Below are 13241 nucleotides of genomic sequence, written 5' to 3'. Positions count from 1 at the left end.
ACAGTTATCTCACGTTCCGCCACCCCGGAGTGTGCGATAACTGTCACTCAGTTGGGCAGGGCGGCGCGGCGGAGGGTTTCCCGGGCGTGTTTGAGGATGGGGCCGTCGATCATCCGGCCCTGGTAGGCGAACACCCCGGTGCCGGCGGCTGCGGCGGCATTGAGGAGATCGTGGGCGGCATTGACCTGCTCCGGCGAGGGCACATAGGCCGCGCGGATGGCGGCCACCTGGCTCGGGTGGATGCAGGCGGTGGCGGCGAATCCGGAGGCGACGGCGTCCGCGGCCTCCGCGGCCAGCCCGTCCAGGTCCGGGATGTCGATGTAGACGGCGTCGATGGCGGCCTTGCCGTAGGCGCCGGCGGCCAGCAGCACCTGCGAGCGCGCGTGCATGGCCACGGCCCGGTAGGCGCCGTCGGCATGCCGGCTGGATGTCCCGCCGAGCGAGGCCACCAGGTCCTCGGCGCCCCACATCAGGGCCACCACGTTGTGCAGGCGGGCCAGCGCCGGAGCGGCGAGCACGCCGCGGGCCGTTTCGCAGAGCGCAATGATGTCGAATCCGGGGTGGGCCTCGATGGCGTCGGGGCTTTCGGCCTTGGCCACCATGATGGTCCGGTAGGGTGTCTGCCTCAGGGCGGCCAGGTCCAGCCGGCCCTCCGCGGTGTCCAGCGGGTTGATGCGCACGATGGTCCGGGCGGGGTCCAGCGGCGTGTCCACCAGGTGCCCGCGGGCCGCCGCCTTGGCCTCGGGGGCGACGGCGTCCTCCAGGTCCAGGATGACGGCGTCGGCGCGGTCGGCGGCCTTGGCGTAGCGCTCGGGGCGGTCGGCCGGGCAGAACAGCAGGGACGGGCCCAGGGGGAAAGCGCGCGGTGTCGCGGACAAGCGGTGCTCCTTCGAAAGGTCTGGCGGGGCGGTTAGAGCGGGGGCGGCTTCCTGGCCGGTTGCCGGGCCGACTCCGCATTGAGCCACATGAGGCAGCTGCGGGTGGCCGTCCCCACCACCACACCGTCCTGGTTGCGGCCGGTGTGGGCCATTGTGACAATACCCTGCCCGGGCCGCGAGGAGGAGGGCCGCTTGGCCGTCACCACCGTCTCCGTGTACAAGGTGTCGCCGTGGAAGAGCGGATGGGGAAAGGCGACGTCGGTCAGGCCCAGCTGGGCGATGATGGTGCCCTGGGTCAGCTGGGTGACGGACTGCCCCACCATCGTGGCGAGCGTCATCATCGAGTTGACCAGCCGCTGGCCAAAGGGTTGCCCCGCGCTCCAGGCGGCATCCAGGTGCAGGCCCTGGGTGTTCATCGTGAGCGTGGTGAAGAGGACGTTGTCCGCCTCGGTCATGGTGCGCCCGGGCCGGTGCGCGTACACCACGTCCATCTCGAGTTCGTCAAAGTAGAGCCCGCGCTGGGTGACGACCTTGGGTGTGCTCATACATCGTCCTCGTTGTGCCATTCGATCTTCAGCTCGGCACCGGTGGCGGCCTTGACCTGGTCCGCCGTGACGCCGGGGGCCACCTCGCGCAGCACCAGCCCGTCCTCGGTGACGTCGATGACGGCCAGGTCAGTGATGATCCTGTCCACGCAGGCCTTGCCGGTGAGCGGCAGGGTGCAGCGGGTGAGGATCTTGGGGTTGCCCTCCCGGTCCGTGTGCTCCATCATCACGATCAGCCGCTTGGCGCCGAACACCAGGTCCATCGCGCCGCCCATGCCCTTGACCATCTTGCCGGGGATCATCCAGTTGGCGAGGTCGCCGTTCTCGGCCACCTCCATGGCGCCCAGCACGGCCACGTCCACGTGCCCGCCGCGGACCATGCCAAAGGAGGTGGCGGAATCGAAGAACGCCGCGCCCTTGTTCACGGTGACGGTTTCCTTGCCGGCGTTGATCAGGTCGGGGTCGACGTCGGCCTCCAGCGGGTAGGGGCCGGTGCCCAGGATCCCGTTCTCGGAGTGCAGCACCACCTCGACGCCGGCCGGGATGTAGTTGGGGATGAGCGTGGGCATGCCGATGCCCAGGTTCACATACTGGCCGTTCTTGAGCTCCGCGGCCACGCGGGCGGCGAGCTCGTTGCGGGTCAGTGCCATGGCTATTCCCCTTCCCCTGTCTGGGTGCTGGCGGGAGCCTCGATGGGGGCCCCGCCCGCTTCGCGGACGCCCGAAGCCGCTCCCGGTCCCCCATCGAGGCTCCCGCCGTCTGGCTTGGCGACGGTGACGGTGCGCTTCTCGATGCGCTTCTCGGCGTCCGGGGATCCGGCCGGCACATGCACCACGCGCTGGACAAAGATGCCCGGCACATGGACATGCTCGGGGTCCAGCTCCCCCGGCTCCACCAGCTCCTCCACCTCGGCGATGGTGATCTTCCCCGCCATCGCGCACAGCGGGTTGAAGTTCATCGCCGTGGCATGGAAGACCAGGTTGCCATGCTTGTCCCCGCGCAGGGCGTGCACCAGGGCAAAGTCAGGCGTCAGGGATTCCTCCAGCACGTAGTCCGCGCCCCGGAAGGCGCGCACCTCCTTCGCCGGGGAGGCAATGGCCACCTGGCCCGCGCCGTCGTACCTGCGCGGCAGGCCACCCTCGCTCACCTGCGTCCCGACCCCGGCCGAGGTGAAGAAGGCGGGAATCCCGGCCCCGCCGGCGCGCAGCTTCTCGGCCAGCGTGCCCTGCGGGGTCAATTCCACCTCGAGCTCGCCGGCCAGGAATTGGCGGGCAAATTCCTTGTTCTCCCCCACGTAGGAGGAGATGGTGCGCCGGATCCGGCCGTCGGAGAGCAGGATCCCCAGGCCCCAGTCGTCCACGCCGCAATTGTTGCTGATGGTCTCCAGGTCCTTGGTGCCCTGCCGGTGCAGGGCGTTGATCAGGGCCACGGGGATGCCGCAGAGGCCAAAGCCCCCCACCGCCAGCGACGCCCCGTCGGGGATGTCGGCGACGGCAGCGGCGGCCGATCCAACCACTTTGTTGATCACAAGTCGATCCTCTCGTTGTGGTGCCGTTCTTCCGCTACAGGCCCAGATCCCGGGCAATGAGCATGAGCTGAACCTCCGTGGTGCCCTCCCCCACCTCCAGGATCTTCGAGTCGCGGTAGTGCCGCGAGACGGTGAAATCGTTGATGAACCCGTAGCCGCCAAAGACCTGCGTCGCATCGCGGGCGTTGTCCATGGCGGCCTCGCCTGCGACCATCTTAGCGATGGCCGCCTGCGTCTTGAACGGCTTTCCGGCCAGCATTCTCGCGGCGGCATCGTAGTAGGCCAGCCGGGCGGTGTGGGCCCGTGCCTGCATCCGGGCAATCTTGAACGCAATGGCCTGGTATTTGCCGATCATGTTGCCGAAGGCGTGCCGTTCGGTGGCGTACCGCACGGACTCGTCCACGCAGCCCTGGGCGGCGCCGACGGCGAGCGCGGCGATGGCGATGCGGCCCTCGTCCAGGATGGAGAGGAAGTTGGCGTACCCGCGGCCGCGCACGCCCAGCAGGTTGGCCTCGGGCACGTGGACGTCCTGCAGGGTCAGCGGATGCGTGTCGGAGGCGTTCCAGCCCACCTTGTTGTACGCTTTCTCCGCCGTGAAGCCGGGGGTGTTGGTCGGCACCAGCAGGGTGGAGATCTCCTTCTTCACCGTCCCGTCAGCCCGCTCGCTGGTCCCGGTGACGGCCGTGACGGTGACCAGTTTGGTGATGTCGGTGCCGGAGTTGGTGATGAACTCCTTGTTGCCGTTGATGACCCATTGGCCGTTGGCCAGCTCCGCATGGGTCTTGGTGCCACCGGCGTCGGACCCCGCCTCCGGTTCGGTCAGGCCGAAGCCGGCGAGCGCCTTGCCCGAGGCGAGCAGGGGCAGCCACTCCTCCTTCTGGGCATCGGTGCCGAAGCGGTGGATCGGCATGGCGCCCAGGGAGACGCCGGCCTCCAGCGTGATGGCCACCGATTGGTCCACCCGGCCCAGCTGCTCCAGGGCCAAGGCCAGCGCAAAGTAGTCCCCGCCCTGGCCGCCGTGTTCCTCCGGGAACGGGAGGCCAAAGAGGCCCATCTCCGCCATCTGGGCGACCACCTCGTAGGGGAAGCTGTGCTCCGCATCGTGCTTGGCGCTGACCGGGGCCACCACATTGTCGGCAAAATCCCGGACGGCGTCGCTGAGGTCCTGGTAGTCCTCGCTGAGTTCAAAGTTGGGCATGGCGCATGGCTCCTTCGGTGCCGGCCGGGGCGTCGGTGCCCTCGGCCGTGTCGGTCTCTGCCACCGGGTTCCCGGTGGGGTGGATGGTGGCGACAATCTGGCGGGCTTTGACCAGGTCGCCGGGTTTGACGCTCAGGTGGACGATGCCGGCCACCGCGGCGGTGAGCTGGTGCTCCATCTTCATGGCCTCCACGGCCAGGAGCACCGTGCCGGGCACGACGGCGTCTCCCGAGGAGACGTTGACGCTCACCACCGTGCCGGGCATGGGCGAGGCCACCTGCGGATCGGCCGCGCCCTCGGGGCGGGCCAACCCGGCGAGCATGGCCGCCGTGCGCTCGCTCCGGGAGGGCCGGCGCAGGGCGGTGGAGCGGCCCCCGCTGCCCACCCACAGCACGCCATCGCCGAAGGCGAAGTGCATCCGGGTGGCGGCGTCGTCGAACTCCACCAGCGCCCCGCTCCCGCCCCCGGGGTCCGCGGTGAGCCGGACGGTGTGCACGGCCGGGTCGCCGGCCAGCACGGCCCGTGCGGCCAGCGAGCCGCCAGTGGCGGTTGCCTTGGTGAGCGCCACCGTGGCCGGCGGCCAGGCACCGCCCGCGGCGGCGTCGGGCTCCAGCCGGACCGCAACGCGCCGGTGCTCCCCCAGCCGCCAGCCGGTGGCCGAGTGCCAGGGGCTCCCCGCAGTGGTGAGCTGCCCGGCGGAACGGTGCCCGGCGGCGGAGCCTTGTCCTCCGACGCCTTGCCGGCCGGAACCCTGCCCGGCGGAGGGTTCCCCGTCGGGCCGGTGGTGCAGCCACAGCGCGGCGGCCGCCAGCAGCTCCGGCCCCGGGGCCTGGAAGACCATGGCGGGCAGCTTGCGCTCGATCAGCGTGGTGTCCAGCGCCCCGGCCTGGACGTCGGCGTCGGCCAGCAACAGCCGCAGGTACTCGATGTTGGTGCCCAGGCCCAGCACGGTGGTGCCAGCGAGCGCGCGGTCCAGCCGGGCCAGTGCCTGCGCACGGTCCGTTCCCCAGGCGATGACCTTGGCCAGCATGGGGTCGTAGTCCGAGCCGACCTCCAAGCCCGCCACCAGCGCCGAGTCCACCCGGATGCCTTCGCCCACCGGTTCGGCCAAGGCGAGCACCGTCCCGGCCGTGGGCAGGAAGCCATTCTCCGGGTCCTCGGCATAGAGCCGGGCCTCGACGGCGTGGCCGGTCAGGCGAATGTCCTCCTGGAGCAGGGCCAGCGGCTCCCCGGCGGCGATGCGCACCTGCCACTGCACCAGGTCGATCCCCGTGACCATCTCCGTCACCGGGTGCTCCACCTGGAGGCGGGTGTTCATCTCCATGAAGAAGAACTCGTCCGGGGCGGCGTCGGAGACCAGGAATTCCACCGTGCCGGCACCGCTGTAGCCCACGCTGCGGGCGGCGTTGCAGGCGGCCGCCCCGATCCGGGCACGAATGGCCGGGCCATCTTCGACCCGGTCCAGCAGCGGCGACGGCGCCTCCTCGATCACCTTCTGGTGCCGGCGCTGCAGCGAGCATTCGCGCTCGCCCAGATGCACCACATGGCCGTGGTTGTCCGCGAGGATCTGGACCTCGATGTGCCGCGGGCTGGCGATCAGCCGCTCCAGGAACAGGGTGTCGTCGCCAAAGGCGCTGGCGGCCACCCGGCGGGCGGTGGCCAGGGCCGCGGGCAGCTCGGCCGCGGACAGCACGGCCGCCATCCCCTTGCCCCCGCCGCCGGCGGAGGGTTTGATCAGCAGCGGGTAGCCCACCGAGGCCGCGGCGTCGATCAGCTCGGCGTCGCTGAGCCCCGGGCGGGCAATCCCCGGTACCACGGGGACGTCGTAGCCCGAGACGTGGTTCTTGGCCCGGATCTTGTCCCCCATCAGCTCCAGGGCGCGCACCCCGGGGCCGATGAAGGCGATGCCCTCGGTCTCCAGGGCCCGGGCGAAGTCCAGGTTTTCGGAGAGGAAGCCGTAGCCGGGGTGCACCGCCTGGGCACCGGAGGACTTCACGGCGGCCAGGATGGCGTCGATGTCCAGGTAGCTGCGCGCTGCGGCGGCCGGGCCGATCCGCACGGCCGCGTCGGCCAGGCGCACGTGGCGGGCACCGGCGTCGGCGTCGGAATAGACGGCCACGGAGCGGATGCCCATGGCCTTGAGGGTGGCGATGACGCGGCAGGCAATCTCGCCGCGGTTGGCCACCAGCACTGTGGAGAAGGGAAGGGTCATCGCGCTCACATCCTGAACAGGCCGAAGGAGGTCTCCGGCAGCGGGGCCCGGGCGCAGACGTCCAGGGCCAGGCCCAGCACCGTCCGCGTGTCCGCGGGGTCGATCACGCCGTCGTCCCACAACCGGGCCGTCGAATAGTAGGGGCTGCCCTGGTCCTCGTACTGGGCCTTGATCGGGGCCTTGAAGGCCTCCTCCTCGGCGGCGGACCATTCCCCGCCGGCGCCCTCGATCTGCTCGCGCTTGACCGTGGCCAGCACCGCCGAGGCCTGGTTGCCGCCCATCACCGAAATCCGGCTGGCTGGCCACATCCACAAAAAGCGCGGGCCGTAGGCGCGCCCGCACATGGAGTAGTTGCCGGCGCCGAACGAGCCGCCCACCACCACCGTCAGCTTGGGCACCCGGGCGGTGGCGACGGCCGTGACCATCTTCGCGCCGTTCTTGGCGATGCCGCCCCGCTCGTAGTCCTTGCCCACCATGAAGCCGGAGAGGTTCTGCAGAAAGATGAGCGGGATGCCGCGCTGGTCGCACAGCTCGATGAAATGCGCGCCCTTGAGCGCCGATTCGCTGAAGAGCACGCCGTTGTTGGCCACGATCCCCACCGGGTGGCCGTGCAGCCGGCCAAAGCCGGTCACCAGCGTGGTGCCGTAGTCCTTCTTGAACTCGTGGAAGCGGCTGCCGTCCAGCAGCCGGGCGATGATCTCCCGCGCGTCGTAGGGCGTGTTCAAATCCGCCGGCACCGCGCCGTAGATCTCCGCGGGCTCGACGGCGGGATCCTCGGCGGGCAGCACGTCCCAGGCCGGGGCGGCCGGGGCCGGCAGTGTGACGACGATGTCGCGGACAATCGCCAGCGCATGGGCGTCGTTTTCCGCCAGATGGTCCACCACGCCGGAGATCCTGGCGTGCACCTCGCCGCCGCCGAGCTCCTCCGCCGTGACGACCTCGCCGATGGCAGCCTTCACCAGCGGCGGGCCGCCGAGGAAGATGGTGCCCTGGTTGCGCACAATCACCGTCTCGTCGCTCATCGCCGGCACGTAGGCGCCGCCGGCCGTGCACGAGCCCATCACGGAGGCGATCTGCGGGATCTTGGCCGCCGAGAGCTTGGCCTGGTTGTAGAAGATCCGGCCGAAGTGCTCCTTGTCCGGGAAGACCTCGTCCTGCTTGGGCAGGAACGCGCCACCGGAGTCCACCAGGTAGATGCACGGCAGCCGGTTCTCCAGCGCGATCTCCTGCGCCCGCAGGTGCTTCTTCACCGTCATCGGATAGTACGTGCCGCCCTTGACGGTGGCGTCGTTGGAGATCACCAGCACCGCCCGGCCGTGGATGAGGCCGATCCCGGCGATCACCCCGGCACCCGGCGAGTCGTCGCCGTACATTCCGTTGGCGGCCAGCGGTGCGATCTCCAGGAACGGGCTGCCCTCATCGAGCAGCGCATCCACCCGCTCGCGCGGCAGCAGCTTCCCGCGGGCCACGTGGCGTTCCCGCGAGCGCTCCGGCCCGCCCAGCGCGGTCTGCGCCAGCCGCTGCCGCAGCCCGGCCGCCAGCTCCCGCTGCGCCCGCTCATTGGCCGCGAAGGATTCACTCCCCGCGTCCACCCGGCTTTGCAAAGTCTCCATTGACCCCTGCCCCAATTCCCTTGCCATATTCCCGGTCCACAATGTTCCGGGAGTACTTTGGTTAGTGGTGACTAACTGGGATTTAGGTTAGTCTGTCTAAACTGTGATGTCCAACACAAGGGATGGAATGAGCCAGGAATTGCCCACACGGCGCAGCGAGGCCAAGGCCAGCCGGCGCCGGGCCATGCTCGACGCCGCCGCGGCGCTCTTTGCCCAACGCGGCTTCAGCCGGGTCTCCATCGAGGATCTGGGTGCCGCCGCCGGCGTCAGTGGACCGGCGGTCTACCGCCACTTCAGCGGCAAGCAGGCCCTGCTCGGCGCCCTGCTGGTCGATGTCAGCGAGGAATTGCTGGCCGGCGGGCGCACCGTGCTGGCTGGCACGGACGACGACGGCGCCGCGCTGCGGTCACTGATCACCTTCCACGTGGACTTCGCCCTGGCCAACACCGACGTCATCCGTGTCCAGGACCGCGATCTGGACAACCTCTCCCCCGCCGACCACAAACAGGTGCGCACGCTCCAGCGCAGCTACGTGGAGCTGTGGGTGGACCTGCTCGGCCGGCTGGATCCGGCCACCGACCCCGCGGCCCTGCGCATCAAGGCCCACGCGGTGTTTGGCCTGATCAATTCCACCCCGCACAGCCTGCAGATGCACGGCCGCCGGATTGGGGCCAAGGCGGCCCGGCCGGTGCTGGAGCAGATGGCCTGGGCTTCGCTGGCCGCACCGGCCTGCTGACTGGACCCGGCCGCCTGCTCCGCCCGGCCGCCTGGGCCCGTACATGGCGAAAGCGCCAGCCGGGGCTGGCGCTTTCGCCAAGGGACAACGGCCTAGTGGGCCGCAGCGCCGCCGTGGTCATGTCCGGCATGCATGTGCATGCTCGGCTGGAGGGCCATGCCGGCTGCGACGAGGGCAAGCGCCCCGCCGATCCATGACGTCCATGCTGCACCCATATGGCCGGAGTATTGGCCGATCCATGGGGAGATGAACAGAAGGGCGCCAAGCGCAAGCTGGACCCATTCGGCCACCGGCATTCCGGGCGACATCAGGTTCCAGACTCCACAAACAATCAGAAGAACGCCGCACCCGACCATGAGAAGCGTCGATGCGCCGGCCTGGGCCGTCCACATCGTTGACAATGCGGCGTAGAGGCCGACAATCACGGCTACCCAATCCTGCCAGCGGTTCCACCTCTTCATTGCTACCAACCTCCTTGGTAATCCCTGGTAGTTGGCTCCCAAGTGGGGGTCACTTCAAACTATAGGCACCCGCAAGAGGGCGGTCAATGGCCCGGCTTCGGGGCACCAACCCCCCGCTGACCTGCGGAAACACTGCCCGGCACGGCGGTTTCGGGCCCGCCGGCCGGCCATTTCCAGCCACCGCCGATGCGCACCGCACCCCGAACCCGCCGGCCCCATCACCGCCCGGGTTCCCGACCCAGCCAAAATACGGAAGCGGCGTGATGCTCGACGGGCTAGACCATGGCCAGCACGATGCCCGGATCGGCCAGGACGGCGCCGATGTCGGCCAGGAACTTGGAGCCCTGCTCGCCGTCCACCAGCCGGTGGTCGAAGGACAGGCTCAGGGTCATGACCTGGCGCAGCGCCACCTCGCCCCGGTACTCCCAGGGCTGCCGGCGCACCGCCCCCATGGCCACAATCGCCGCCTCGCCCGGATTCAGGATGGGCGTGCCGGCGTCGATCCCGAACACGCCGATGTTGGTGATCGAAATGGTCCCCCCGGACAGCGCCGCCGGGGTGGTCTTGCCGGCCCGCGCCGTCTCGGTGAGCTCGGAGAGGGCCATCGAGAGCTGGCGCAGGTCAAGCGCGTGCGCGTCCTTGATGTTGGGCACCATGAGCCCGCGCGGGGTGGCCGCGGCGATGCCCAGGTTCACATAGTTCATCGTGACGATCTGCCCATTGGCCCCGTCCCAGCGCGAATTCACGCTGGGCTGCCGCGCGGCCGCGAGGCACAGCGCCTTGGCCACCAGCGTCAACGGAGTCAGTTTGAGGCCGGCGAAATCGCGGCGCGCCTTCAGCCGTTCCAGCAGCTCCATGCTGGCCGTGACGTCCACGGTGAGGAACTCGGTGACGTGCGGCGCGGTGAACGCGCTGGCCACCATGGCCGCGGCGGTGCTTGCGCACGCCCTTGATCTCCGTCCGCTCCTCGCGCGGTTTGCCGGCAAACGACGACGACGGTCCGGCGGCTGGGCTGCCCGGGCCTGCGGCGGCGGGGCCTGCCGGTGCTTCCGGAACCACCGGCGCAGACGGGCCGGCCACGCCGGCCTTGGCGGCCAGCACGTCCTCGCGGACAATCAGCCCATGGTCACCGGAGCCGGCCACCGCGGTGAGGTCGATGCCGAGGTCGCGGGCCAGCTTGCGCACCGGCGGCGTGGACCGCGGGCGCTCGAAGGAGGATCCGGGGACCGCGATGGTGGTGGAGACCGCCGAAATGGTCTCGACGCGCTCGACCAGCGGGGCGGACGCGGCCGCCGGGGCGGCACCGATGCGGCGGCGGCGCACGGGTCGGCCGGACTTCTCCGGATCGGCCCCGTAGCCCACCAGGGTGGGGACGCGCTTGGCCTCGGGCTCGGGGTTTCGGCGGGGCTCGGGGTTTCGGCTCCCCACCCGCCCCCCAACCTCGCTGCGCTCGGCCGGGGGCCCCTGCGGGCGTGGCCCCAGCTCAACCGCCGAAGGGGCGGACTCGTCCAACACGTCGAAGGAGACGATCGTTTCACCCACCTGGACCACCGTGCCCGGCGCCTCATGCAGCCGGGCGATCACGCCGTCGTACGGGCTGGGCAGCTCCACCACTGCCTTGGCGGTCTCGACCTCGGCAATCACCTGGTTCAGCACCACAGTGTCCCCCTCGGCCACATGCCAGGAGACGATCTCCGATTCGGTCAGGCCCTCGCCCAGGTCCGGCAGTTTGAATTCCTTGATCATCGTCATCCTTCCAGTCCGCTCAGCGAGTTGGGGCGGCCCAGGACACGGTCAACACCGTCGAGGATCCTGTCGAGGTCAGGCAAGTGGTGTTTCTCCAATTTTGAGGCGGGATAGGGAATGTCGAAGCCGGTCACGCGGACCGGGGCGGCCTCGAGGAAGTTGAAGCAGCGTTCGGTGATGCTGGCGGCGATCTCCGCACCCAGCCCGCCGGACTGCGCCGCCTCGTGGGTGATGACCAGCCGGCCGGTGCGCCGCACGGAGGCCTCGACGGCGGCAAAGTCGATGGGTGCCAGCGAGCGCAGGTCGATCACCTCCAGGGAGATGCCCTCGTCCGCGGCGGCCGCGGCGGCATCCAGCGCAGTGGGCACCAGCGGCCCATAGGTGACCAGCGTGGCGTCGCTGCCGGCGGCCACGGTCCGGGCACTCTCCATGGACAGCTCCCGGGCCAGATCCCCGCCCTCGGTGACCTCGCCCTTGGTGTGGTACCGGCGCTTGGGCTCGAAGTAGAGCACGGGGTCGTCGCTGGCGATGGCCTGGCGGATCATCGTGTAGGCGTCCTGCGGGTTGGACACGGCCACCACGCGCAGCCCGGAGGTGTGCGTGAAGTACGCCTCGGGCGATTCCGAGTGGTGTTCCGGGGAGCCAATGCCGCCGCCAAAGGGGACGCGGATGGTGATGGGCATCTTCACCCGGCCCTGGGTGCGGTAGTGCAGCTTGGCCACCTGGCAGACGATCTGGTCGAAGGCCGGGTAGATGAAGCCGTCGAACTGGATCTCGCAGACGGGCCGGTAGCCGCGGTAGGCGAGTCCGACGGCGGTGCCCATGATCGCGGCCTCGGCCAGCGGGGTGTCGATCACCCGGTGCGGGCCAAAGTCCTTTTGCAGTCCGTCGGTGATGCGGAAGACGCCGCCGAGCTTGCCGATGTCCTCCCCCATCAGGACCACCTTGGGATCGTCCTCCATCGCCTTGCGCAGGCCGGCGTTGATGGCGCGGCTGAAGGTCATGGTGCCCATTAGATGTTCTCCTCTGCGCTGCCGCCGGCGAATCCGGCCAGATACCGGCCGTAGTTCCCGGCCTGGCGTTCCAGCCAGGAATTGGGGGTGCTGTAGACGTGGGCGAAGACCGCCTCGGGGCCAGGATCCGCCAGGCCCAGGCAGCCGGCACGCAGTTCGCGGGCGACGTCGTCGGCCTTGGCCGCGATCGCTTCCTCGCGGGCGGCGTCCAGCACGCCGCGGGACTCCAGCAGGGTGGCCAGGCGCGCGATGGGATCCTTGGCGCGCCAGTCCTCGAGTTCGTTGGCATCGCGGTAGCGGGTGGGGTCGTCCGCCGTCGTGTGCGGTCCCATCCGGTAGGTGACGGCCTCGATGAAGCTGGGGCCGCCGCCCGCACGGGCCCGGGCCAGCGCCCACCGGGTGGCGGCCAGCACGGCCAGCACGTCGTTGCCGTCCACGCGCAGACTCGGGATGCCGAAGCCGGCGGCGCGGCCGGCCAGCGGGATGTGCGATTGCAGGCCCGCGGGCTCGGAAATGGCCCAATGGTTGTTCTGGCAGAAGAAGATCACCGGTACCTGGAAGCTGGCCGCGAAGACCAGTGCCTCGCTGACATCGCCCTCGCTGGTGGCGCCGTCGCCGAAGTACGCGATGGCGGCCGAATCCGCGCCGTCCTGCTGGATTCCCAGCGCATAGCCGGTGGCGTGCAGGGTCTGGGCGCCGATGATGATCTGCGGCGTGGCCATGTTGATCTCGTACGGATCCCAGCCGGAGGAGGCATTGCCGCGCCAGACCCGGATCAGGTCCGTCAGGTCCACGCCGCGGCAGTAGGCCACACCGTTTTCGCGGTAGCTGGAGAAGACGAAATCGTCGGTGCGCAGGGCCCGGGCCGAGCCGATCTGGGCGGCCTCCTGGCCCAGCAGCGGCGGCCACAGTGCCAGCTCGCCCTGGCGCTGGAGCGCCGTGGCCTCGATGTCAATCCTCCGGATCACCACCATGTCCTCGTAGAGCTTCACGAGATCCTCATCGCGCACATCCTCAACCCACGGATCCAGCTCCGGATGCTCTACGCGTGTGCCGTGCTCGGTAATGAGTTGGATGGTCTCCAGCCCCGGACCCCCGCTGTGGTCCCCGCCGTTGCGCTTCATTGCACGCCCCTTCGCATGTGGTTGCCGCCGGGCCGCAGACCTTGTGGATCCGCGCACCCCGCGTGGTGGGTGGGCTTGTGGCCCCGCACCATGGAACAGGCACCATTGCCTGCGTCTACTGTGACGATACTCACAGAGCCTGCCCCGTACAACCGATGCGCAAATAATTGAGCACGGTGCACGGTTT

The 13241-nt window shown here is 69.8% G+C and carries 11 protein-coding genes and 1 pseudogene; 1 reads left to right on the top strand and 11 read right to left on the bottom strand.

Annotated features, from left to right (window positions below; translation table 11 throughout):
* Positions 1-47: 47 nt before the first annotated feature.
* From ACQCSX_RS19970 to ACQCSX_RS19940, 7 genes are read right to left on the bottom strand one after another with little or no spacing between them, the layout of a single operon-like run.
* Entirely contained in the window at positions 48-878 is an 831-nt protein-coding gene (locus ACQCSX_RS19970; RefSeq protein ID WP_427016945.1) for an HpcH/HpaI aldolase/citrate lyase family protein, read from the bottom strand.
* Between the two features lie 32 nt (positions 879-910).
* Entirely contained in the window at positions 911-1423 is a 513-nt protein-coding gene (locus ACQCSX_RS19965; RefSeq protein WP_427016944.1) for a MaoC family dehydratase, read from the bottom strand.
* Positions 1420-2073, bottom strand: a complete 654-nt coding sequence (locus tag ACQCSX_RS19960) for a CoA transferase subunit B (RefSeq protein ID WP_427016943.1) — start codon at positions 2071-2073, stop codon at positions 1420-1422. Before ACQCSX_RS19960 ends, ACQCSX_RS19965 begins: the two co-directional genes overlap by 4 nt.
* A 2-nt stretch (positions 2074-2075) precedes the next feature.
* Positions 2076-2951, bottom strand: a complete 876-nt coding sequence (locus ACQCSX_RS19955; RefSeq protein WP_427016942.1) for a CoA transferase subunit A — start codon at positions 2949-2951, stop codon at positions 2076-2078.
* Positions 2952-2985: 34 nt separating this feature from the next.
* The gene (locus ACQCSX_RS19950) at positions 2986-4149 is read right to left on the bottom strand and encodes an acyl-CoA dehydrogenase family protein (RefSeq protein WP_427016941.1); all 1164 of its coding nucleotides are present in this window, start codon (positions 4147-4149) and stop codon (positions 2986-2988) included.
* Positions 4136-6361, bottom strand: coding sequence for an acetyl/propionyl/methylcrotonyl-CoA carboxylase subunit alpha (locus ACQCSX_RS19945; protein ID WP_427016940.1), 2226 nt, complete (start codon positions 6359-6361; stop codon positions 4136-4138). Before ACQCSX_RS19945 ends, ACQCSX_RS19950 begins: the two co-directional genes overlap by 14 nt.
* A gap of 5 nt (positions 6362-6366) precedes the next feature.
* Entirely contained in the window at positions 6367-7974 is a 1608-nt protein-coding gene (locus tag ACQCSX_RS19940; RefSeq protein WP_427016939.1) for a carboxyl transferase domain-containing protein, read from the bottom strand.
* A gap of 127 nt (positions 7975-8101) precedes the next feature.
* Here ACQCSX_RS19940 and ACQCSX_RS19935 point away from each other — a divergent pair, with 127 nt between their 5' ends.
* The gene (locus tag ACQCSX_RS19935; RefSeq protein WP_427016938.1) at positions 8102-8710 is read left to right on the top strand and encodes a TetR/AcrR family transcriptional regulator; all 609 of its coding nucleotides are present in this window, start codon (positions 8102-8104) and stop codon (positions 8708-8710) included.
* A gap of 92 nt (positions 8711-8802) precedes the next feature.
* Here the strand turns inward: ACQCSX_RS19935 and ACQCSX_RS19930 are convergent, their stop codons facing one another.
* The 4 genes and pseudogenes from ACQCSX_RS19930 to pdhA form a co-directional block, all read right to left on the bottom strand.
* Positions 8803-9171: an SPW repeat protein gene (locus tag ACQCSX_RS19930; RefSeq protein WP_427016937.1), complete on the bottom strand. Its 369-nt coding sequence runs from the start codon at positions 9169-9171 to the stop codon at positions 8803-8805.
* Between the two features lie 275 nt (positions 9172-9446).
* Positions 9447-10917 (bottom strand): annotated as a pseudogene (locus ACQCSX_RS19925) (dihydrolipoamide acetyltransferase family protein).
* A 2-nt stretch (positions 10918-10919) separates the two neighbouring features.
* Positions 10920-11930: an alpha-ketoacid dehydrogenase subunit beta gene (locus ACQCSX_RS19920; RefSeq protein WP_427016936.1), complete on the bottom strand. Its 1011-nt coding sequence runs from the start codon at positions 11928-11930 to the stop codon at positions 10920-10922.
* Positions 11930-13054, bottom strand: coding sequence for a pyruvate dehydrogenase (acetyl-transferring) E1 component subunit alpha (pdhA, locus tag ACQCSX_RS19915; protein ID WP_427016935.1), 1125 nt, complete (start codon positions 13052-13054; stop codon positions 11930-11932). Before pdhA ends, ACQCSX_RS19920 begins: the two co-directional genes overlap by 1 nt.
* Between the last annotated feature and the right edge of the window lie 187 nt (positions 13055-13241).

The organism is Pseudarthrobacter sp. P1 (genome assembly GCF_050156935.1).
Lineage (GTDB): Bacteria > Actinomycetota > Actinomycetes > Actinomycetales > Micrococcaceae > Specibacter.
This window is presented reverse-complemented; position numbering and strand designations above follow the sequence as displayed.

Coding starts and splice junctions, on each gene's coding strand:
- ACQCSX_RS19920 (WP_427016936.1), bottom strand. CDS start 11,930: ATGGGCACCATGACCTTCAGCCGCGCCATCAACGCCGGCCTGCGCAAG.
- ACQCSX_RS19965 (WP_427016944.1), bottom strand. CDS start 1,423: ATGAGCACACCCAAGGTCGTCACCCAGCGCGGGCTCTACTTTGACGAA.
- ACQCSX_RS19960 (WP_427016943.1), bottom strand. CDS start 2,073: ATGGCACTGACCCGCAACGAGCTCGCCGCCCGCGTGGCCGCGGAGCTC.
- pdhA (WP_427016935.1), bottom strand. CDS start 13,054: ATGAAGCGCAACGGCGGGGACCACAGCGGGGGTCCGGGGCTGGAGACC.
- ACQCSX_RS19945 (WP_427016940.1), bottom strand. CDS start 6,361: ATGACCCTTCCCTTCTCCACAGTGCTGGTGGCCAACCGCGGCGAGATT.
- ACQCSX_RS19930 (WP_427016937.1), bottom strand. CDS start 9,171: ATGAAGAGGTGGAACCGCTGGCAGGATTGGGTAGCCGTGATTGTCGGC.
- ACQCSX_RS19935 (WP_427016938.1), top strand. CDS start 8,102: ATGAGCCAGGAATTGCCCACACGGCGCAGCGAGGCCAAGGCCAGCCGG.
- ACQCSX_RS19950 (WP_427016941.1), bottom strand. CDS start 4,149: ATGCCCAACTTTGAACTCAGCGAGGACTACCAGGACCTCAGCGACGCC.
- ACQCSX_RS19940 (WP_427016939.1), bottom strand. CDS start 7,974: ATGGAGACTTTGCAAAGCCGGGTGGACGCGGGGAGTGAATCCTTCGCG.